Origin of the sequence: Enterococcus innesii (assembly GCF_022846515.1) — a bacterium.
GTDB lineage: Bacteria > Bacillota > Bacilli > Lactobacillales > Enterococcaceae > Enterococcus_D > Enterococcus_D innesii.
Genome location: NZ_AP025635.1, coordinates 2,198,904 through 2,221,784 on the forward strand (window position 1 = coordinate 2,198,904; position 22,881 = coordinate 2,221,784).

Consider the following 22,881-nt stretch of genomic DNA (forward strand, 5'->3'; position numbering starts at 1 on the left):
TTTCAGCTTAGCTCGTGCTGGCAATTGGTTCATTTTCCTGCGTGAAAAGACGCAAATTCAGGAAACAGAGCCCCTGTAGACGATTGTTTGACACGCCTATCGGGAAATAGTACACTCGTTATGTGGTAGTAACCAGTTTGGAGGGGCTTATGAATATCAATAAAAATCGACAACCATTATACGATCAATTGTTAAATTTACTGATTGAAAAAATCGAAAATGAAATGGAAGCAGACACAATGCTTCCCTCAGAAAGAGAGCTGTCAAAGCGCTACGGATTAAGTCGGACCACCGTTCGCTTGGCACTACAGGAGTTAGAAAAATTAGGCTATATTTATCGCCAACATGGCAAAGGCACCTTTGTCTCGGATATCCGCAAGCAGGCAACCAATTTATCAGGTTCGTATAGTTTTACCGAACAGATGAAAGCACTAGGGAAACAACCAGAAACTAGAGTATTGGCATTCAAAAAAATGGAAGCGACAAAATATTTTGCCACTCAGTTGCAAGTTTCCATAGGCGAGCCGATCTACAAGTTAAAACGATTGCGTCTTGCTGATGGGCAACCGATGATGATCGAGCGTTCTTATCTGCCGGTCAAACGCTTCATGCATTTAACGAGTGAGATGATCGAGCAAAAACCATTGTACGATATATTTCATGAAGACTTTCATCAAGTGATCCGCCTCGCGGACGAAGAATTTTTTGCCAGCATTGCCAGTGCGAAAGATGCGGCATTGCTGAAAATCCACGAAGGTGCGCCAGTGTTGAACCTGGCACGCAGCACGTTCAATATTGAAAATGAAGTGATCGAATACACCTTGAGTGTTGCTCGAGCAGACCAATTTAGATACAAAGTCCGCCACTTGCGTAACGACGAGTAGCGCATTTCCTAGACAGTCTGAAATGATCCACTCGAGCAAAGAAAAGGCGTGTATTCAAAACCAGTGAGGTCGGGGAAGTTTGCCCTTTGGGTGATCGCTAAGCATTCATCCAAGACAAGCGCTCCTCGCACCGTCACTGGGAATACATACTGGAAAAACAGTAGCTAGGAGGAAGAAAGATGTTTCAACTGTCAACAAAGGAATTAGCAGAATTAGGTGCGGAGATTACAACAAGAGAAATCAAACAACAGCCAGAACTTTGGCAAGAAACCTTGACGATCTATCAAGAAAAGCAAGAGGCGATCGCGACTTTCTTACGTACTATCAAGCAAAAGACGGACAAACGAATCCGGGTAGTTTTCACGGGAGCGGGGACGTCGCAATATGTTGGAGATACGATCGTTCCTTACTTGAATAAGACCGGTGCAACGGCGGATTATCTTTTTGAAAGTATTGCTACGACGGATATTGTCGCAGCTCCAGAACAAGTTTTATTTGCGGATGAACCAACACTGCTCGTTTCTTTTGCTAGAAGCGGCAATTCACCAGAAAGTTTAGCAGCGGTCAAAATCGTCGATCAATTCGTTGCCGACAGTTATCATTTGACGATCACTTGTGCAGCCGACGGATCTTTGGCACAACAAGCTGCCGCTGATGAAACGAGCTATCTGTTATTGATGCCTGAGAGGTCAAATGATGCTGGCTTTGCAATGACGGGAAGTTTTTCTTGCATGGCTCTTTCCGCACTGCTGATTTTTGACCAGACGCCTCTGACAGAAAAGAGGCATTATGTTGAAACCCTTAGCCGATTGGGGCAAGAAGTGATCGACAGAGAAACAGAACTCCAAGTACTGACGGACCGTTCCTTTAAGCGGATCGTTTACCTTGGGTCAGGCACGTTGTCGGGGTTGACCAGGGAAGCACAGCTAAAAGTATTGGAACTGACTGCGGGAAAAATCGCCACCGTGTTCGATTCTTCGATGGGCTTCCGTCATGGACCGAAATCATTCGTAGATGATCAAACCCTCGTCTTTGTCTTTGTCAGCAATACGCCCTACACGCGGCAGTATGATCTTGATATGTTGGAAGAATTAAAGAGCGACGGCATCGCCGCCACAGTGACTGCCATCGGACAGCCGGCCGCCGTGAATTTTTCAGGAACAAACTTTTTCTTTCCAGATGACACATTATTGCCAGACGGTTATCTTGCCTTAGCAGACATTGTTTTTGCGCAAACGATCGCACTGTTGGCATCGATCAAAGTCGGGAATACACCGGATACTCCTTCGCCAACACGTACCGTCAATCGGGTGGTCAAAGGCGTGACGATTCATCCGTATAACAACGAACGATGACTGAGAAAGCCCACCACGAGCACGTATCTTTTCGTGTACGAAGTCGATACGTGCGGTGGTCAATCAGTCGAACGGCTTCATCAATAGACATTTTTATACTGACAACCGTTTCGCCAACGCTGAAAAAAGTGAAAGCGGTTGATTCTTTGGCATGGACAAAAAAGGAGGAGTTTTAATGAAAGCAACCGTAACGAAAGCCAAAAAAGCAGCGATGGATCGCCTGTCAACGAAAGAAGGAGTGATCGCAGCTTTAGCAATCGACCAACGAGGTGCCTTGAAAAAAATGATGGCAGCACTTGGCGTGGAGGTTGATGCAGAAAAAATCAGCCAGTTTAAAAAGCTAGTCTCACAAGAATTGACCCCTTACGCGTCTTCCATTTTATTAGATCCCGAATATGGGTTGGCAGCTGTGCAAAGTCGTGATCCAGAGGCGGGGCTTTTGCTGGCGTATGAAAAAACCGGCTATGATGCGACTACGCCGGGACGTTTGCCTGATTTATTAGGGGAATGGTCGGTTGAGCGATTAAAAGCAGCTGGCGCCGATGCTATCAAATTTTTGCTTTATTATGATGTAGATGAAGCTACCCAGATCAATCAGTTGAAACACGTCTTTGTGGAACGACTCGGCAGCGAATGCCAAGCCGCTGATCTGCCCTTCTTTTTAGAAGTTCTTTCCTATGATGCTAAGTTACCTGAAGTCGACTCAAAAGCATATGCGCAACGCAAACCAGAAAAAGTCATCGGATTGATGAAGGAATTTTCAAAACCACAGTACAAAGTCGATGTGTTAAAAGTGGAAGTACCAGTCAACATGAATTATGTGGCAGGTTTTGCCAAGGAAGAAACCGTGCATACCAAGGAAGAAGCTGCCGCGTATTTCAAAGCGCAAAGCGATGCGACGCATCTGCCGTTTATTTTTCTCAGTGCAGGCGTATCAGCCAGCTTATTCCAAGAAACACTGGTTTTTGCCAAAGAAGCCGGTTCCACCTTCAATGGCGTCTTGTGCGGCCGGGCAACGTGGAAAGATGGCGTTGATCCCTTTGTAAAACAAGGAACAGAAGCAGCCAAAGAATGGCTAGCAAGTACCGGAAAACAGCACATCGAAGACTTGAATGAAGTGATCCAAAAGACCGCCACTTCTTGGTGGGACAAAGTCACGGTCGAAGAATAGTTTTTTTCGCTGTTTGACAAGAGAAATGGCCAATAATCAGACATCTTAAGGGCTTTTGAGAAGAAGTGGCAGGCTTCTGACTTAAGGCTTTAGGGTGTCTTTTTCTAGTGAAAAAAGGTTGATAGTATAACGGATGCTGACCTCATCTAGACAAAAAAGGGTCAGCAAAAAAATTATGAAAAAAAGTCATGGCACTACGGATGAGTTATCATAATTTTTTCATATAGACTAAGTTAACTTTGCTAGTTAAAAGAAAATGAAGGCAAGAAAATCAATCGCAAAAGATTTGTTAACAGGTTAAGTCAAAAATCCCTCAAAATCTTTTCTCATTTTTCAGCAGTATTGCCAGCAGAAGATCGCTTGATAAAAAAGCCGTGGCTTGCTATTCTGTTCTGTAAATTGACAGAAGGAGATGGCGTATGAAGCAAATGGCAATCAAAGAGAATCCGTTTTTGACGCGTCTGGATTATCAGCGGGCATTGGAAGACATGATCGCTCCTTTGCAAGCAGCGATCTTGGCAGATGACTATCCAGGATTGAATCTAGGTAGCAGTGGGGCCGTGTATGACCGAACACGGGCTGAGATGGAAGCGCTTGTGCGTCCTTTGTGGGGGTTGGCGCCTTATTGGAGGATTTGCTCAGATGATCCGTTACGAGCAGCTTATGTGGAAAAAGTGATGGCGGGGACAGATCCTGAACACGCATTTTACTGGGGAAGGATCACGGATTATGATCAATACATCGTGGAAGCAGCCGCATTGTCATTGACTCTTTTATTGCAAAAGGATGCTTTTTGGACAGCGTTGCCGCAGAAGAACCAGCGAAAGCTAGTGGCTTGGCTATCCCAAGCACTTGAGTGCAAGATTCCTAAGAACAACTGGACATTCTTCAAAGTGTTGATTCGCGTTGCCCTGTTTCACTGTGGGGAACCGTTGGCAAAAGAAGCATTGTCCCAAGAGTTGGCATTGATCGATTCCATGTACATTGGCGATGGTTGGTACGTAGATGGGAAAACGACGCAGCGAGATTACTATATTCCTTTTGCGTTTCATTATTATGGCTTGATTTACGCTACATTTATGCAAGACGAAGACCCAGAATGGGCACAGCGTTTTAAAGAACGAGCCACCCGATTTGCCCAAGATTTCATCTATTATTTTGATGAAGACGGCGAAGCCTTGCCCTATGGCCGCAGCCTGACCTATCGGTTTGCGCAAGGGGCTTTTTTCTCGGCGCTGGTTTTCGCAGATGTCGAAGCGATCCCATGGGGACAGGTGCGAGGACTACTGGCGAAACACTTGCGCAATTGGATGGCGCAGGAGATTTTCACTTTCGATGGTCGCTTGTCCATCGGATATCACTATGAAAATCAAGTGATGGCAGAAGGGTACAATGCACCAGGCTCGCCTTACTGGGGGCTGAAGACCTTTTTGCTTTTAGCGGTCGCAGAAACGCATCCTTTTTGGCGGGCTGAACCTGAGCCAATCAAAAGAGAGCCGCAAAAACGGATGGAAAAAGGCAATATGTTGCTGGTGCACAATGAAAAAAGCCATCATCTATTAGGGTATCCTGCGGGCTTGATGCTGGAGCAGCAAGCCCATGCTCAAGCAAAATACAGCAAATTCGTCTATTCGAGCAAATTTGGCTTCAGTGTGCCGAAAGCCGGCGTCACGTATGCCGAAGGCGCCTTCGATAGCACATTAGCTATTGCTCGAGATGGCAGCTATTTTCGCACGAAGGGGGCAGTCAGGGATTATCGAGTGACGGAAAAAGGCGTCTTTTACCAATGGGCGCCCTTTGAGGAGGTAGTGATTGAAACTGAGATTTATCCATTTGGTCAGTGGCATGTGCGCGTGCACGAGTTGACGACGACGATTTCGTTGGACCTTCGTGAGGGAGGATTTAGTGTACCGCTGACTGGACGGTTGCCTCAGGCTCAAACAGGACCGACCTGGAGTCGAGTCAGTGAAGGAGGCTTTTGTTCTCAAATCATCAACATCGAAGGCTATCAACAAGCCAGTATTGTTCAGCCAGAAGCCAATACCTCCGTCTTTTTTCCAAGAACCAGTTTTCCATACTTAGCACAACATATTCCGCCAGGGAAGCACCGTTTGATTTGTTTAGTCGGTGGTATCGTAGAAAAAGAAAGGATCGATCCAAATGATTACGCTAGCAATAAAAAATAAGCAGGACCAGGTGATCGTCGGTCGCATCGACCATGAAAAAGAACCCGCGCCGTTTCAAGTTTCTGGTGATGATTTGGCCGTATTAGCCATTAAAAACTATCCCTATGAGGAAGGAGACAAGATCGTTATTGAGGTGACGGGGGAAAATCCGTATTATGTCCTTCAGCTTGATGAAACCTTAGCACCATCACTGATCTATCTTTCCCAATCCACTTGGGCGTATCAGATTCCTTGGACGGAATCCGCTCGAAAGTCCTCGGTGGAAACGGCCTTTGCCTCGCAGCGCCATCACCTGATGGTGCGTAAAGCCCATGAATTTGAGATCATGAATTATCAAAATTTATCCTTCAATGCCCATGATCAAAAGTCAGCGACAGGGGCGTATCCTCATGCTTCAGCGAATGTGGAAACGCGAGATGATTCCGTCTTTTTTGCCAAGAATGCGATTGATGGAAAATATGGCAACCGATCCCATGGTTCGTATCCGTTTGCTTCTTGGGGCATCAATCAGCAAGCCGATGCTGCATTGACCATTGAGTTTGGTCGTCCTGTCTTGATCGATCGGGTTCGCTTCCTATTACGGGCAGATTATCCCCATGATAGCTATTGGACCAAAGGAACCTTGGTCTTTGCTGATGGAGAAGAGCTGGTGGTGGAAACGACAAATACGGCGTCATTTCAAGAAGTTCGTTTTCCGAAAAAAGAAACGACTAAGCTAACCTATAAAGAGCTGCAAAAAGCAGAGGATGATTCCCCATTTCCAGCTCTTACACAAATCGAAGTATTTGGTTGGAACTGTTAAAAAAAAGAGGACAAGAGTATGACAGGTCTGCATTTGTGTGCAGTTGTCATGCTCTTTTTTTTAGGAATCAAGGAAGGAAGGTCGCTTTTTTTGTGCGTTTACGTTATAATGATTTTAGTTAATATGTTAACAAGTTAAGGAGAGGGTAAATATGCGTCTGCAAGAGAACAAACAACGCTTGATCCTGTTAGGAGAAAAAGTGACCGATGTGTGGTTAGCGGATAAAATCACCGCGTGCATCCAACAGATCGAAAAAAATAGTCAGCGCTTTGGCACACAATTTCCTTCAGCCTGTGCCACCAATGGCAAATATCGGCTGAAAGGCAACGATGATTGGACCAATGGCTTTTGGACCGGGATGTTGTGGCTCGCCTATGAGTGGACCAAAGAAAAGAACTTTTTGACTCGAGCTATGGAAAATATCGACAGTTTTCAAACGCGTTTAGACGACCATTTTGTATTAGATCATCATGATATTGGTTTTTTATATAGCTTATCTGCCGGTGCGGGCTACAAGATCACTGGCGATGAACACTGCAAGCAAGAAGTCATTCAAGCAGCGGATGTTTTGCTGGCACGGTTTCAAGAAAAGGGGGAATTTATTCAAGCATGGGGCACTTATGGCGACCCACAAGAATACCGCTTGATTATTGATTCGCTACTGAACTTGCCGCTTTTATTTGCAGCAACTCAATTGTCGGGAGAGCCTCGTTACGCAGAGGCCGCGAGTAAGCATTATCAGACAGTCCGAAAGACCGTCATCAAGAATGACGCTACCACCTTTCATACGTATTATTTCGATCCTGAGACGGGGCAGCCAAGTCACGGTGCGACGCATCAAGGAAACAGCGACCAATCGATTTGGGCAAGAGGACAGAGCTGGGCGATTTTAGGGCTTCCTTTGAATGAAAGCTACCTGCATAGCCAGCCTTTTCCAGAAAATTATCCGCAGATCGTGGAGGTGTTTTTGGCTCATTTGCCAGCAGATTTGGTGCCGTATTGGGACTTTGATTTTAACGACCAACATCCTGCTGAAAAAGACAGCTCTGCTTTAGCGATTGCGGCTTGTGGCTTGTTGGAAGCAGAGGAAATGGGTGCATATCCCGATGCCCAAAAAATCGCTAAAGGAATGCTTTACCAATTAGGCGAGCAGTATGCAGCGAGCCAAGTACCAGAAAATGAAGGCTTATTGCTGCATGGTGTGTATGCTCATGCGGAAGGCAAAGGCATCGATGAACCCAATCTTTGGGGGGATTATTTCTATTTAGAAGGATTGATCCGATTGGCATTGCCTGATTGGCAAAGATATTGGTAAAGGGGAAGACGACATGCGAACGTTTGAGATAAAAGAAGATTTTTTGTTAGATGGAAAACCAATCAAATTGATCAGCGGAGCGATCCACTATTTCCGCATGACACCGGCGCAATGGACAGATAGCCTCTACAATCTAAAAGCACTGGGAGCCAACACAGTAGAGACCTACATTCCTTGGAATCTCCACGAACCTCGTGAAGGGATCTACGACTTTGAGGGAATGAAAGACATCTGTGCTTTTGTAAAGCAAGCCCAAGCGCTAGGCTTGATGGTCATTTTACGGCCTTCCGTCTACATTTGTGCTGAATGGGAATTTGGCGGGTTGCCGGCTTGGCTGTTAAACGAACCGATGCGGTTGCGCTCAACCGACCCACGCTTCATGGCAAAGGTGCGCAACTATTTCCAGATCTTGCTGCCAAAACTTGTGCCGTTGCAGATCACCCATGGGGGACCAGTGATCATGATGCAGGTGGAAAATGAGTATGGCTCTTATGGAATGGAAAAAGCGTATTTGCGCCAGACCAAAGAGTTGATGGAAGAATACGGCATCGATGTACCCTTGTTTACTTCAGATGGGGCATGGGAAGAAGTCTTGGACGCTGGGACATTGATTGAAGACGACGTCTTTGTCACAGGCAATTTCGGCAGTCGTTCCAAGGAAAATGCGGCTGTGATGAAAGAGTTTATGGCAAAACATGGCAAAAAATGGCCCATCATGTGCATGGAATATTGGGATGGCTGGTTCAACCGCTGGGGCGAGCCGATCATCAAGCGAGACGGTCAAGACTTAGCTAATGAAGTCAAAGAGATGTTAGCGGTCGGCTCCTTGAATCTCTACATGTTCCATGGAGGCACGAACTTTGGCTTTTACAATGGCTGTTCCGCTCGGGGAGCGCTGGATCTACCACAAGTGTCCAGCTATGATTACGATGCTTTACTGACAGAAGCAGGAGAACCTACCGACAAATACTATCAGGTACAAAAAGCCATAAAAGAAGCCTGTCCCGAAGTGTGGCAAGCCAAACCACGGACCAAGCAATTAGCGGCATTAGGAAACTTTCCCATCGAAAACAGTGTCTCATTATTGGCTATCAAAGATCAGCTGATGGCACCACAAGAAAGCATGTATCCTCTAACAATGGAAGCTGCCAGCACAGGCTACGGCTATTTGCTCTATTCGGTTCAGTTAAAAAACTATCATCGAGAAAACAAATTAAAAGTGGTAGAAGCTAGCGATCGGTTGCATATTTTTACCGACGGCCAATTACAGGCGATCCAATACCAAGAAACGCTAGGTGAGGAGCTGTTGATCCAAGGGACACCAGATAAAGAAACCATCGAGCTAGATGTCTTAGTAGAAAACTTAGGGCGCGTGAACTACGGGTTTAAATTGAATGGGCCTACACAAGCCAAAGGCATCCGTGGGGGCATCATGCAAGATATTCATTTCCATCAAGGCTATCGTCATTACCCATTGACGCTTTCCGCAGAGCAGCTACAAGCCATCGATTATCAAGCAGGAAAAAATCCGACACACCCCTCCTTTTATCAAACGACCTTCACGCTGACAGAGGTAGGAGATACGTTTATCGATTGCCGTGGGTATGGGAAAGGCGTCGTTATCGTCAATGGCATCAATCTTGGTCGCTATTGGCAACGTGGCCCCGTGCATTCCTTATACTGTCCGAAAGAATTTTTGAAAAAAGGCAGCAACGAAGTCGTGGTATTTGAAACCGATGGCGTTGAGATCAAGGAACTCGTTTTCTGTGATCAACCTGTCGTAGAATAAAAAAATAGAAGTAGAGACCCAAATTTACGCGGGCTCTACTTCTATTTTTGTTTTGAAATATTTCCAATGCTTGTAGCTGACGATGTATTCAGCGACACTTCCATCTGCCAAATAGGAGTGCTTGACTTGTTTGACCGCAGGCTCTCGGAAGCTCAGTTGCAATAAGTTCAACAATTCAGCGTCATCAGGAAAGACGATTTCGTTGGTTTCAACAGAAGCCAATGAGAAAAGGTCGATCGCAAAGTCTTTTCGGACCCGCTCATAAACACTAGCATATTGGTTGAGGTTTTTGGCGATCGGTTCTTTCATCAGCTTCTTCGGCAAATGAGTGATGTGAACCAAGAAAGGAACGTCGCCAAAATAGCGGACTCGTTTGATTCGGTAGTAGGAAGCACTGGCAGCCAATCCTAATTCTTTCAAAATCTCTGGGTCATTTCCTTCTTCCACCGCAAGGACCTTGACCTTTTCTTGGTCCAGTGAATGCAGCTCAATGTCGGAAAACTTCACACTCTGAGATACTTTTGCTTTTGAAACAAAGGTCCCTTTGCCTTGGATGCGATACAGATAGCCAGCACTCGTCAATTCATTCAACGCTTTGACTGCCGTGATCGAACTAACAGAATACATCCGCTTGATATCCGCCTCTGAATAAAACTTATCCCCAGGTATGAATTTATGGTCTTTGATTTCTTGTAAAAGATCTTGCTTGATCTGCTCATACTTTGGCAACACAGTGGTTTCCCTCCATTCCATATGAATACATCAAGCATAACATGTTAAATCCTTTCCTGCCACTTAATTATTGTAGAAAATTCGTTGTTTTCCAGTCTATACAGGTCTGAAAAATAAAATTCAATATGTTAAGATATTAGGTTTACGAATGGCTTGCCATGTGGTATAGTATGCTTACAAGGAACATAACATGTTAAGTAGGGCGACCTGCGGAGTAGGAGGGAAATTAGTGGAAAACATTGTATTGATCAGTCATGGCGGCATGGCAGAAGGGGTCAAAAGTAGTCTCGAGATGATCGTAGGCCAGCAAGCAAACGTTCACACCGTTTCATTACGACCAGATAGTGACAATCTGCAATTTGAGAAAGAATTGAACGAGAAAATGAAAGCCCTTAACGGTTCAACATTGATTATTGCGGATTTATTAGGAGGAACCCCGTGCAACGTTGCAGTCAAGAATTATTTAGAGGATGACGAAGTGGCGATCTTAGCTGGAATGACATTGTCCGTAGTGATCGAGGCAGTCGTCAATCAACGAGCGACGATCAAAGAGCTGCTTTGCTTAGCCAAAGAAAACATCGTTGATGTCAAAGCAGGGATGAACCAAGCAGAACAAGAGATTTTAGAAGAAAAGCAAGAGGAATTAGGGGATTACAGTGCGTATGCTGGGCAAGAAAATATCGTCAATAGTCGAATCGATGAGCGCTTGATCCATGGACAAGTCGCCGGTATCTGGTCCACCAGTTTAAACACGCAACGGATCATCGTAGCCAATGATGAAGCCGCCGTAGACCCATTACAAAAATCTTCTTTACGAATGGCAGCGCCAACTTCGATGCGACTTTCGGTCCTTCCGGTGGCAACGGCAGCCAAAAATATTCGCGCCGGTCGTTATGGAAAACAACGGTTGTTTTTGCTTTTCAAAAATCCCCAAGATGTTTTGCGTTATATTAAAGCAGATGGACCGATCAAAGCGATCAACGTCGGCAACATGAGCTACAAAGAAGGCGCACGGGAAGTGACCAAAAGCATTCAAGTACTGCCAGAAGAAGAGCCGATCTTTGAAGCGATCGCCGCAAAAGGCATCACCGTCACGGCACAGCTTGTACCCAATGAACCATCGATCGACTTTATGAAGAAATTACGAGGATAAACCAGGCAGGGATTGAATCGAGGAGAATATGTAGCGGAAGATTTGTCAAAAAACGAGTGTTTTTCACGATTTATCTGAGGCGACATAACGATCGATAATTAGCCAGTTAAGACTCGTTCATACAATTAGGAGGAAAATTCATGCATTTAGCAGCGTATCAAATCATTCTTATTACTGTTTATGCTTTTATTGCTATTAATGATTCACTTATTTCCAATACGTTGACCCAACCAGCGATCGCCGGAATGATTTCTGGAATGATCATGGGGGACTTAAAGACCGGTTTGATGGTCGGTGGGACCTTACAGTTGATGCGTTTGGGGATCGCCGCATTTGGTGGTGCATCCGTCCCGGATTATTTTACCGGCGCAGTACTGGGAACAGCGTTTGCCGTGATCTCAGGAAACGGCGCGGAATATGGCATCGGCTTAGCAGTTCCAGTGTCCTTGCTGATGCTGCAACTGGACGTCGTGGCTCGTTTTTGTAACGTATTTCTACTACACAGGATCGATAGAGCCATCGACAACATGCAAGTCAAACGAATCCCACGGTTAGTTTTATCGGGTTCTTTCTTATGGGGATTGTCACGGGCGATTCCGATTTTATTGATGCTTTTAGCTGGAGATGCAGTCGTTACGACGATTACCGATAACACGCCAGAATGGCTGATGACCGGACTAAAAACCGCTGGTGGCGTCTTGCCAGTCGTCGGGGTAGCGATCTTATTGCGCTACTTGCCAACAAAGCACTACATTCCTTATTTGTTATTAGGCTTCTTTTTAGCTGCGTATCTGCAAGTCCCAATGCTCGGCGTTTCCATCATTGGGCTCGTAGCAGCAATGTTAGTCTTTAAACGAGATAGCGAAAAAGGCACCGTTGCAACGGCAGCTGCTGGAGATTTTGAAGGAGGATATGATGGCGATGAGTGATCAAAAACTGACAAAAAAAGAGTTGAATACCATTAGCTGGCGCTATATTTTGGCAAGCCAATTAAACTGGAACTATGAGCGAATGATGAGTTCAGGCTACCTTTACGGCATCCTGCCCGTCTTGAAAAAATTCTATGGCCACGATGAAACCCAGCTGCAAGATATGCTGCGGACCCACAATCAATTTTTCAATACCAATGCGATCTTTGGGAACTTGATCATGGGGATCGATGTCGCGATTGAAGAACAAGACGGACACAAAGCCAAAGAAACGATCATCGCCTTGAAAACGGCTTTGATGGGTTCCTTGGCCGGTGTCGGTGACTCCTTGTTCCACGTGATTTGGGGAACGATCTTTGGCTCTGTTGCTGGCACATTGGCGCAAAATGGTTCCGTCGTTGGTTGTGTCATCTGGATCATCGCCAACATCGCGTTACTTTTTGGTCGGGCAGCGTTGCTTCCCCTAGGTTACAAACAAGGGGTCAAATTAGTGACGACCTTGAAAGACAAATTATCGGCCTTCACCAATGCCGCAACCGTTTTAGGGGTCACAGTGATTGGTGCCTTGATTCCCTCTGTCGTTAAAGCGACCGTTCCTTTTGTCTATAAAAAAGACGGCGTCGAATTAGTGATCCAAGACACGTTGGATGCCATCTTGCCATCCCTTGTACCTATCTTGCTCGTCTTGCTGACCTACTGGATGCTAGGCCAAAAGAAACTAAATTCCACTCGAGTAATTTGGATCATCTTGATCTTGTCGATCGTTTTGAGTGCGTTTGGTATTTTGGGTTAAGAAAGAATCATGGTGTAAAAGGAAATGGGCAGCTGCTGTGATTGTTTTGTAAATCATATAAGCAGTTAGGGTAGTCAACCTGTTTTCTTTTTTAGAATAGTTGAACTAAATGGAAAAGAGTGCGGAAATGAATTTCTTCACTCTTTTCCTATTCCACGAAATGATAGCGCTATCTTTTGCGCGGAGAAATAGGAGGAGTAAAGGATGGAAAAAGGGAAAAAATATCTGCTGATCATGGGGTGTTTCTTGTTGCTGTATTCGGTAGTTGGCGCCACTCGTCTTTCTGGAAATGCTGAGGAACAAATACCCGAATTGCCGGAAGCAGAATCGATCTATCACTCGGATTTTTCTAACCAGAAAGGGTCTTGGCAAGATTTAGTCGGGAAAGCCGAAGTAGCACAAAATGCTACTGGTTTAATGATCAGTAATACGAAACAAGGCACCAATCTGGAATCAGTAACGCTCAACAAAGATGCTCCCAAGCGGTCTTCAGGGGATTTTGAAACTACTTTTTTATATGAAGACCAAGCGAACATTGGGGTGGTCTTTCGCGCAGATGAACAAAAGACAGATCAGTGGCAATCGTTTGCTTATAATCGTGATGGGCAGTGGCAACTTGGTCAACCAGGTGGGAAATGGCTGACAGCTATTTCTGGACCTACTTTGATTGCGGGACAAAAATATAAACTCTTGCTTCAGTATGAGGGCTCGAGTTTTCGTGCCTTTTTAAATGATCAGCTATTTTATGAGAATCAAAAGGTAAACTATCCCAATGGTACGGCAATTGATGGGGACTGGTCCGGGTATGTGGGTATCCGTTTGTTTGGCAATTTATCTAAGCTGAAGGTATTATCGATGCGTAGCGGTCCTATCGGCAGCTTGCCCGTGGAAGATCACACAGCAGAATTTATGCAACTGCAAGAAAAATGGCAAAATCAACTGGTTTCTGATCACTATGATCCAAATAATCCGACTATGGCTGATTACGTGCAGATGGTCACCTTAGAAGCTGAGGCGTTATATCAAACCATAAATAAAGCATCTGATCGAACGAGCCTATGGCCCCTCGAACAAGGGAATACTGCTTCAGCGGATGTAACGACTCAATTTACAAAATTACAGAAAATGGCTTTAGCCTATGGCACGAAAGGTAGTTCTTTGTATCAAGATAAAGCAGTGGCGACGACGATTATTGACGGGATAGATTTCATGGTCACTCGAAAAGGGTACGATGGGAAAAAGTACCATGGAAACTGGTGGGATTGGCAAATCGGTGTCCCGCAAAAACTGATCAGTACTTTAATGATTTTAGGCGCTGAGTTACCGTCCGAGAAATTACAGCAATACACTGCCATTATCAGCAGTTATGTACCAGATCCCTTCAAGCAATTGTATACGAAGACACAAGGCAGTTTTACTGAGCTTGCTTTTATTCCAAATTTTGTGACTTCGGGTGCTAATCGTACAGATCTCGCGCTTACTGTATTAGGCTTGGGCATTTTGCAAAGGGACGCTGGGAAAATCATACAAGCTTCAGCAAGTATCGAAGAAGTATTTCAGTTAGTCACAAAAGGCGATGGTTTTTATAAAGATGGCTCCTTTATTCAGCATAATACGATCCCTTATACTGGTTCTTATGGAAATGTACTAATCAAGGGTGTGGGACAAATTCTAGCTATCACGCAAGGATCAAGTTTTGAGATGGACGCTGATCTCGTACAAACGTTTGTTAAAAATGTTGATCAAGCATTCTTGCCGTTGATCTATCAAGGAGAAATGCTGCCGTTGGTCAATGGTCGTTCGATCTCAAGAGCTCCAGCCAAAAACAAAGTCGGTTATGGCTCATCAACAGTTTATAATTTGCTGATCGTATCTCAATTCGCACCAACTCAATACCAGCAAAGATTCCGTGAAGCTGCCAAATATTGGCTCAAAGAAAATCCAGACTATTATTTGACGAATGCAAGAGACTTCAATGATTTACAAATGACGGTGAATCTCTTGGCAGACCCATCGATTACAGGGGATGCATTACCTTTTACGGGAACAAAACTTTACGCTTCAATGGATCGCTTTGTTCAACGAACAACTGATTATATGGTGGGGTTAGGGCTATATTCCAGTCGTATTTCTTCCTTTGAAGCTGGCAACAAGGAAAACAAGCGTGGGTGGCATACAGCAGACGGGATGCTCTACCTCTATAATGATGATCAAGTTCAATTCAATTCTAGCTATTGGCCGACCGTCGATCCATATCGCTTGCCAGGAACAACCGTGGATACCGTACAATTAGCGGATGAAAATTCTGCTTTTACAACGGTAACGTCTCCAGACAAGTGGGTAGGCGGTGTGGCTTATGATGGTGCAGCTGCGGTGGGAATGGCATTAAACAAAACGGGTACAAAAAATAACGGGAACGTTTTACCTATGAACGTGCGGGCAAAAAAATCGTGGTTTATCATTGATGGGCAGATTGTCGCTTTAGGTGCGGGAATCACTGGTGATACGACAGCTTCTATTGAGACGGTCGTGGATAATCGCTTACTAAACGATGAGTACACTTATCAAATCCTTTCTGATAAAGGAAGCATTGATCAGACAAATGAAACAAGCAGCAAGCACTGGTTGTTGTTAGACTCCGATCATTCCCAGGCCAATATCGGTTACTATTTTCCAGAAGAAACGACAGTAAACGTGGTAAGTGAAACACGAACAGGCAGCTATACAGAAATCAATGAGGCATTTCCAAGTAATGCGGTTTATACCGGAGAATATCGAAAATTCTTGATCAATCATGGCAAAAATCCCATGGAGGATCATTATGCGTATGTCATGTTGCCAGGTATCAATGAAACAGAACTGACTGCCTATGCCCAAGAAGAACCGCTGGAGATTTTAGCCAATACCTCGGAAGTTCAAGCAGTAAAACTTGATCAAACTGACTATTTAGGTATCAATTTTTGGCAGAATGATGGAGGTAGTGTCGCCGATATTACTACTAACAAACCTCTTTCATTGATTAGAACAAGTAGAGAAGGCAAAACCATCTATGCCTTTTCTGATCCAACTCAAACAACGACGACCATGACCTTAAAATTGCCAAAAGACTACCAAAAAATCGTCTCTCAAAGTGATGGAATCAGCTATGATGCTTCGACGGATCTATTTACGGTAAACTTTGCGGAGCAAGATGGTGGAAATAAAGTGATTGTAGTCGAGTAAGGTGTTTCAATGCTATCTGTCTCATCATCAGCAGCTAGGGATCAATCTCTAGCTGTTTTTTGTCAGCTAGAAAATGAAACGATGAAAGGCTAAACATAGATTTTTCTTTGACTATTAATTCCTTTAACTACTTTTCAAGGGCCGAGGTTTTGTCAAAAAAATCCTCACAGAAAATGCTGAAAACTTGCGCATTAGCATGAAACGTTTGCTAATTTTCTTCTTACTTAAAAGGCGTATGTTTGCCACGAAAGAATGTATCTAAGATTGCAAGCACACTTTTCCAAGATTGCAGTGGCAACTTTTCAAGTAAGAATTGGTAGCGAATTTATCCGAAGGCGCGGCGATTAACAATATACTCTTCTCCATCAATTTCAAAAAGATAATAGTGTTGACCATAAATAGAAACAATATCTTCAGTAACTGAAACAGTTCTATTCATAAGATTATTACTAGAAATTGTTCCTACATACGGATCTCTTGGGGACAGAGACAGTTTATACAAATTATAGTTACCTGTTATTTCAACTGTTTGATCGATGAAAGTAACGCCAGAAATTTTTCCAGCAGGAGAATCTAAAAAGATTGAGGCAATTTGATTAGAACGATGATTATTCAAATAATAGATTTTATCCCTATTATTAAGGATATTTAGTATCGCATATTTGTTGAATAATGGGACAGCAGGAAGTATCCCCTTAGAAATTGAGTCCGCCGTTTTTTGCGCTGCATCCAGCATCTCTTGATTGTTGCTAACCTGGGCATCATATAAATCAGCCATCACTGATCCATTGTCATGTTGGAGACCTAAAGTATGCCCCATTTCATGTCGGATAGTTGAAACCAGCTGTACGTAGCCGGAGGTTCCTTTTCCAGATGATGCGTCATTTAAAGCAGCTTTATTCAAAAATATTCTGTTCGTACTATTCCCCCAACCAAATCCGGAGTACCCCATATCTGCATAGGAATCGCCATCCGTTGATTGCAAAACTAAATCAACTTGGTTATCTGCTGCATTTACACTTGATTTTTCGACAATTACCGATCTCCCAATCGACTGATTCCATGATTGCGCAGCTTCATTGACAGCCTCTTGGTAGGTTTCTCCTAGTGAGTTTGAGTCGTAAATGATGGTACCGTATTCGTTAACACAAGTAGCTGTACCATACAATATTCCAGGATAGTAATAATCAACAATAGGCGTCTTCGCTATGTCGGCTGACTTTGCATCTACAGAAATTGTTCCTATAGAGTAAATTAATGCAATTAAAAATAACGAACGAATTCTTGAAAAATTTTTTTTCATTGTTTTCCACTCCTTAAACTTGTTGACTTGATTTCATACAGATAATTCCAAAAATCTTTTTCCCATCTATCTTGTATGGAAAGATGCTCCCAGGGCATCGAATTTTTTTCAAATTCAACGAAATGTCGAATCTTTATATTTTTTCTAGCTTTTTCAATTTTCAAAAATTTGAGTGGATTCACATTTTTTGCCCAATCAAATAACCAATGATCATCTTTCTGGTAATTGTATTCATAAGGCAACAACTCAACACTTCTCTCACAAAGAATGTTTAAAATGGTTTGATCTAAATACAAATATTCATTCTTATTTATCATACGTACTATGGCTTCTGGTCGTATCTGTTCATTGAACACAACTACATTAAATAAAATAACTCCAGAATTGAAGTAATTCTTCATAGTTTTTACTCCAAAATATTTAAAGCTGTCCTCTGTATCACTTATAACTGAGAAGTAGAAGTCTCTAACTGCAGCAATTGATTTTTGATCAGGGATCAAATCAAAGAAATTGGATACGTCATCGTATACAATAGTGTCATTATCTAAATAGAGAATGTAATCATAATTGCTAAAATATGAAGGTAGAAATAATCTCCACAGAGTGACTTCAGGAAAACGCGAATTACTATAATTCTTTATTTCGTTTATTATTTTAGGTGGATACCAAATAGTAATAGTTACATTTTTTTCTCCATATAATCCAGAAATACTCTTCAATTTCAGTATTTCTTCGTTCCCTAGTTCATTTATAACTACTAATATATCTAAAGGTTCATTCCCTTCATAAGTATTTACTACTGACGCAATGGATACTGCAGCTAATTGAATATGTGACCCCGTAACACAATAAACGACAGCTTTCTTCTTCATAGTTCAGGTCCACCCTTTTTAGTGTTTTTTATTTTTTAATAAAAACCTTCTATAGAAACTTAGGCAATAAAAGCATTCAAGCTTATTTTATCGTATCTGATTTCCAATATGAGCGTTAGTCCCACTATTGGGATTAACATAGTTAACGAGAATCAACAATTTCTTATCATATTTTCCCAAAAGGGTTGTCAGATTAAGCCTAAATCAAAAATCCCGTCAGAGAAATCTGATGGGATTTTGGTGGTGAACCTAGGTAAAACAGGTCATTGTTATCCATTCCAAGTGAACTAAAAAACTGTTAAATCAATATTTCGCAACCATGTGAGGTTGCTACTTTATTCCCACTCGATTTTATAGATGAATAATATAAAGGGAAATAGCGTAGTATCAACGTTTATTAGTAATGATAAAGATGTTTAAAAGCGTATAAAAATAAAAAAAGGTGCAATTGTAGTGTAATTTGATCAATGATTTTTTCAGGTAAAAAATAACTTAACTTCAATATTCAATTAGATGAGTAGTACGTTACTCATCTTTTTTATTAAAATTTAAACTACTAAAAACAAAGAAAAAATAATTAGTTAATAGATATTGATATATACCTATTGTATACTTAGTGAAAAGGTTTACAAATGGAGGCGAATATCTATGTATGAAACTTTGTGTGGAGTTAGATTTAAAGGTGAAATGTTTGATGATGAGAGAGATTTTTCTTTTTTTTCAAATGAAGGAGATAACAGTTATCCAACGAGAGTAGGAATTGTCTATGGTAAAAATGGCTCTGGAAAAAGTACGATAACGAAAGCTTTTCAAAAATGTAGTGATGCCAGTAATACAAGTATTTCGAGTGCATTGTTATATGATTTTGAAAAAAAATCAATCGTAGAGACAGATGCAGTCAAACAAAATATTTTTGTATTCAATGAAGATTTTATCGAGAAAAATGTGAAAATTAAAGAAGAAGGGTTGGACACTATTGTCATGTTTGGAGAACAAGCAGACATAGAAGAAACTATTGATGACTTGATTTTAGAAAGAGAAACAAAGTTAGAAGAATATAAACTTCAAGAAGAAAAATTGAAGCAATTTAATGATACAAAAAATCTTCAATGTCCAGAGTATCATTGGAATAAGCTTCGTTCATCGTTACAAGGAGATGATAATTGGGCAGGAATTGATCGTCAAATTAAGGGTCAACGAGGCAATTCGCCAGTGAACAATGCCCTTATTAATGCCATAGTATCACAGACTGTTGACTCAACAAAAAAAGAATTAGAATTAAAATTCATTGAAAAGAAAAAGAGTTATGATCATCTTAAAACAGAAGGGAAATTAATTACTAAACAAGTTTCCTTCCCGAATTTAGTTATAGATACAAATAAAATTTGGGAATTGTTAGCTATTAAAATTGATAAACCTCAGCTTACAAAAAGAGAAGAGTTGATACTTGACTTAGTTATGAATGGAAAACAAGCTCATTTTATAGCTGTTCATGATACTTTTCTAAATCATGATCTTAATCAGTGTCCTTTTTGTTTACAATCTGTGTCTGATGAATATAAACATGAATTGATAGAGAGTATAAGTAATGTACTAAATAAAGAAGTTGAAAATCATATTGCAGCTTTAAGAAATATAAAAATACAAAAGGTTACCTTTGATTTCGAACCATATTTTGATTTAGGATTCATTGTGGAGGAATGTAAAAATACATTGCAACAAGTGAATGAAGTTATTGATCAGTATAATGAATTAATTGATAAAAAAATAGAGAATACGTATACTCCAATTGTGAAACAGAACTTTGCACTTGATGAATTGTTGATATTATTGAAAGAGAAATTTCAGTCATTAGAAAATTCAAGAGAAGATTATAATAAGAAATTTGATGAAGTAGAGCCTTTAAAGTTAGAGTTGATTAAATTAAATAAACAAATTGCTTATTATTTCGTTTCTAGTATTTATCAAGATTATTTAAAACAAAAAGAATTAAAAGGTATCGAAGATAAAAAAATGAAAGATATCCTTGAAGAAGGAAAACTAATTAACTCGAGATTGAAAGAGTTACAGGAAAGACAAAAAAGTATTAAAATTGCTGTGGATTATATTAATCAAGGGCTTAAATATATATTTTTTTCTAATAATCGATTGACAATTGAAACTCATGAGGATCATTATGTATTGTTTTCAAGAAATCGTCCTGTAAAACCATATGATATATCTTGCGGTGAACGTAATATATTAGCTCTTTGCTATTTCTTTACCCAAATTATGAATAATGAAAAAGAAAAAAATATGTATAAAAAAGAATCCCTGATTGTTATAGATGATCCAGTATCTAGTTTTGATTTAGAAAACAAAGTAGGTATTTTATCTTATTTAAAATCACAATTACTAAAAATTTTGTCTGGTAATAAATCTAGCAGAGTTTTACTTTTTTCTCATGATTTAGCAACAATGTATGATTTAATAAAGCAATTTGAAGAGATAAAAGAAGGCGTAAAAATCAAAAATAAAGAAGGAAAAAAAAGCATATCTACTAATTTCTTAATATTTGAATTAGAAAATTTTGATATAAAACCATTTTCCTATAGAAAAAGAAATGAATACACCTCTTTAATAGAAACTATCTATGATTTTTGTGTGGACACTTCTCAACAAAATGATATTGCAATTGGCAATATTATGAGACGAGTATTAGAAGCGTTTGCTACATTTGAATATAAGAAAGGGATTGAAGCAATTTCATGTGATACAGAAATTTTATCTTCTATGGGAAATCCAATTTATAGTCAATATTTTGAGAATCTGATGTATAGGTTAATTTTAAATGGAGAAAGTCATTTTGAAGAACGCCTTAAAAGTCTACCGGATTTGAATTTTTACGCTACCGTATCTTTAGATGAAAAAAGACGGACAGCTAGAGATGTGTTATGCCTTATAAACGTTTTAAATAGAAAGCATTTAAAAGCCCATTTAACAAAAAGGAGTAGAGGAATTGACGATGTGGATATGTGGTGTCAAAGTATTTTAGAACAATAAGTTTATTTTAGAGAGTCTACCTATCAGATGCGTATAGGTAGACTTTTTTTACACAATTTGCCAAAATTTTTCTTTCATTATTTAGTATATTAAGATTGCTGACATTAAAGAGCCTACTAGTTTTACTGAATTAACTTAAATGAAGTGAAATATCACATAAAAAGAATCTTGAATATTTCAAAGTTCAAAAATAGTTTTTTTATATTTGAAGGAGGAAAGCATGGTTCCGATAAGAAATCCTACAAGTAAGAATAGAACAAAAAATTCAAATTAAGGAGAAAACAAATGAATAAGAAAAAACGTCAAGCAATCTCGCTAGGGGGTGTTCTCACAGTGATGATGGCTTTTTTTATTACCCCAATTACGGCTCTTGCAGCTTCGGTCAATTATGAAAAAATTGGAGATTACGTCTCAACTTGGCATGTTGCATCTTTAGGTGGTCTACACTGGACAGACGATGGTGTGCATATGATCAAAGCAGATAATCAACCTGCTTTTTGTATTGAACATGGTGTTTTGTTGAATGGTGGTTCAGGATTTGAACCATCTGAGTTAAACGGTGCTGAGAAAGAACGTCTATCTTTAATTTCCTATTATGGCTATCAAATTAGTCCTACAGTAGAAAATTATGGCATTACTCAAAACATCATATGGGAGGAGTTTGGCGATACTCTATTAACCACACAACTTCCAAACTATGCCAATCGCAAAAATGAAATTCTTTCAAAAGTAGCCAATCATAAAGTTAAGCCAAGTTTTTCGAATCAGAATATCACCTTGAATGTTCGAGATTCCGTTACGTTAACAGATATAAACAATGTTTTATCAAAACATGGTCATCTCGTAGAAAATTCCGCAAATCTTCAAATTGAAAAAAATGGAAATACACTGAAATTAACCGCTAAGGCTGATTCTAAAGAGTCTGGCAAGCTTCAATACAATATGGTTCCAAAAGATCAAGTGGGTCAAAGTTTTATCTACAATAAACCAGGTGAACAGACTGTTGCTACCTTTAAATTATCCAATGCTGGAGAAATGAATTTGAATATTAAAGTGAATTTAAATGGCAATGTCAAACTGAAAAAAGTAGATGAAGACACTGGAAAATCTGTGCCTAATACGAAAATGAAATTTGAGTATAACGGACAAACAAAAGAGATTGTCACTGACACGAATGGTTTGGCGCAGATTGATGGATTAAAAGCAGGTACAAAAGTAAAAATTACGGAGGTCACGGCTAGTAATGGGTTTGTAAGTAAAGGAGAATCAAAAGAAATTACGATTGAACCAAATAAAACAATCGAATTGGTGTTTGGAAACAAAGCCCAATAAG

General features: G+C 40.9%; 16 protein-coding genes. 13 read left to right on the forward strand and 3 right to left on the reverse strand.

Annotation, left to right across the window (positions count from 1 at the left end; translation table 11 throughout):
* Nucleotides 1-149 precede the first annotated feature (149 nt).
* From ENLAB_RS10320 to ENLAB_RS10350, 7 genes are all read left to right on the forward strand, one after another.
* On the forward strand, nt 150-884 hold the full coding sequence (locus ENLAB_RS10320) for a GntR family transcriptional regulator (protein ID WP_194194981.1): 735 nt from the start codon (nt 150-152) through the stop codon (nt 882-884).
* 179 nt (nt 885-1,063) lie between these two features.
* Nucleotides 1,064-2,239, forward strand: a complete 1,176-nt coding sequence (locus ENLAB_RS10325; RefSeq protein WP_194194980.1) for an SIS domain-containing protein — start codon at nt 1,064-1,066, stop codon at nt 2,237-2,239.
* A 175-nt stretch (nt 2,240-2,414) separates the two neighbouring features.
* Nucleotides 2,415-3,410: a tagatose-bisphosphate aldolase gene (gene lacD, locus ENLAB_RS10330; RefSeq protein WP_305879418.1), complete on the forward strand. Its 996-nt coding sequence runs from the start codon at nt 2,415-2,417 to the stop codon at nt 3,408-3,410.
* Between the two features lie 419 nt (nt 3,411-3,829).
* Entirely contained in the window at nt 3,830-5,596 is a 1,767-nt protein-coding gene (locus ENLAB_RS10335) for a DUF2264 domain-containing protein (protein WP_201705635.1), read from the forward strand.
* On the forward strand, nt 5,571-6,398 hold the full coding sequence (locus tag ENLAB_RS10340; protein WP_200125591.1) for a DUF7402 domain-containing protein: 828 nt from the start codon (nt 5,571-5,573) through the stop codon (nt 6,396-6,398). The genes ENLAB_RS10335 and ENLAB_RS10340 overlap by 26 nt, the downstream gene beginning before the upstream one ends.
* Before the next feature lie 151 nt (nt 6,399-6,549).
* On the forward strand, nt 6,550-7,713 hold the full coding sequence (locus tag ENLAB_RS10345; RefSeq protein WP_216682173.1) for a glycoside hydrolase family 88 protein: 1,164 nt from the start codon (nt 6,550-6,552) through the stop codon (nt 7,711-7,713).
* Between the two features lie 13 nt (nt 7,714-7,726).
* A complete protein-coding gene (locus ENLAB_RS10350; protein WP_244351041.1) occupies nt 7,727-9,502 on the forward strand; it encodes a glycoside hydrolase family 35 protein in 1,776 nt (591 codons plus the stop codon).
* A gap of 24 nt (nt 9,503-9,526) precedes the next feature.
* Here the strand turns inward: ENLAB_RS10350 and ENLAB_RS10355 are convergent, their stop codons facing one another.
* The gene (locus ENLAB_RS10355) at nt 9,527-10,234 is read right to left on the reverse strand and encodes a GntR family transcriptional regulator (RefSeq protein WP_034878155.1); all 708 of its coding nucleotides are present in this window, start codon (nt 10,232-10,234) and stop codon (nt 9,527-9,529) included.
* A gap of 229 nt (nt 10,235-10,463) precedes the next feature.
* Between ENLAB_RS10355 and ENLAB_RS10360 the strand changes: the two genes are divergently transcribed.
* From ENLAB_RS10360 to hylB, 4 genes are all read left to right on the forward strand, one after another.
* The gene (locus ENLAB_RS10360; RefSeq protein ID WP_500861596.1) at nt 10,464-11,387 is read left to right on the forward strand and encodes a PTS sugar transporter subunit IIAB; all 924 of its coding nucleotides are present in this window, start codon (nt 10,464-10,466) and stop codon (nt 11,385-11,387) included.
* Nucleotides 11,388-11,527: 140 nt separating this feature from the next.
* Nucleotides 11,528-12,316 carry a PTS mannose/fructose/sorbose/N-acetylgalactosamine transporter subunit IIC gene (locus ENLAB_RS10365; RefSeq protein ID WP_005226797.1) on the forward strand — a complete coding sequence of 263 codons (789 nt, stop codon included), beginning with the start codon at nt 11,528-11,530 and terminating at the stop codon, nt 12,314-12,316.
* Nucleotides 12,300-13,109 (forward strand): PTS system mannose/fructose/sorbose family transporter subunit IID, encoded by an 810-nt coding sequence (locus ENLAB_RS10370; RefSeq protein WP_005226799.1) that lies wholly within the window; start codon nt 12,300-12,302, stop codon nt 13,107-13,109. The genes ENLAB_RS10365 and ENLAB_RS10370 overlap by 17 nt, the downstream gene beginning before the upstream one ends.
* A gap of 204 nt (nt 13,110-13,313) precedes the next feature.
* Nucleotides 13,314-16,331, forward strand: coding sequence for a hyaluronate lyase HylB (gene hylB, locus ENLAB_RS10375; RefSeq protein ID WP_244351045.1), 3,018 nt, complete (start codon nt 13,314-13,316; stop codon nt 16,329-16,331).
* 325 nt (nt 16,332-16,656) lie between these two features.
* Here hylB and ENLAB_RS10380 read toward each other — a convergent pair whose 3' ends face one another.
* On the reverse strand, nt 16,657-17,634 hold the full coding sequence (locus tag ENLAB_RS10380) for a matrixin family metalloprotease (protein WP_005232595.1): 978 nt from the start codon (nt 17,632-17,634) through the stop codon (nt 16,657-16,659).
* Nucleotides 17,631-18,506 (reverse strand): glycosyltransferase family 8 protein, encoded by an 876-nt coding sequence (locus ENLAB_RS10385; protein WP_244351048.1) that lies wholly within the window; start codon nt 18,504-18,506, stop codon nt 17,631-17,633. Before ENLAB_RS10385 ends, ENLAB_RS10380 begins: the two co-directional genes overlap by 4 nt.
* 648 nt (nt 18,507-19,154) lie before the next feature.
* Between ENLAB_RS10385 and ENLAB_RS10390 the strand changes: the two genes are divergently transcribed.
* Together ENLAB_RS10390 and ENLAB_RS10395 are read left to right on the forward strand one after the other, a co-directional pair.
* Nucleotides 19,155-21,548: an AAA family ATPase gene (locus ENLAB_RS10390; protein ID WP_244351051.1), complete on the forward strand. Its 2,394-nt coding sequence runs from the start codon at nt 19,155-19,157 to the stop codon at nt 21,546-21,548.
* A gap of 285 nt (nt 21,549-21,833) precedes the next feature.
* Nucleotides 21,834-22,880, forward strand: coding sequence for a SpaA isopeptide-forming pilin-related protein (locus tag ENLAB_RS10395; RefSeq protein WP_244351054.1), 1,047 nt, complete (start codon nt 21,834-21,836; stop codon nt 22,878-22,880).
* Nucleotide 22,881 lies beyond the last annotated feature (1 nt).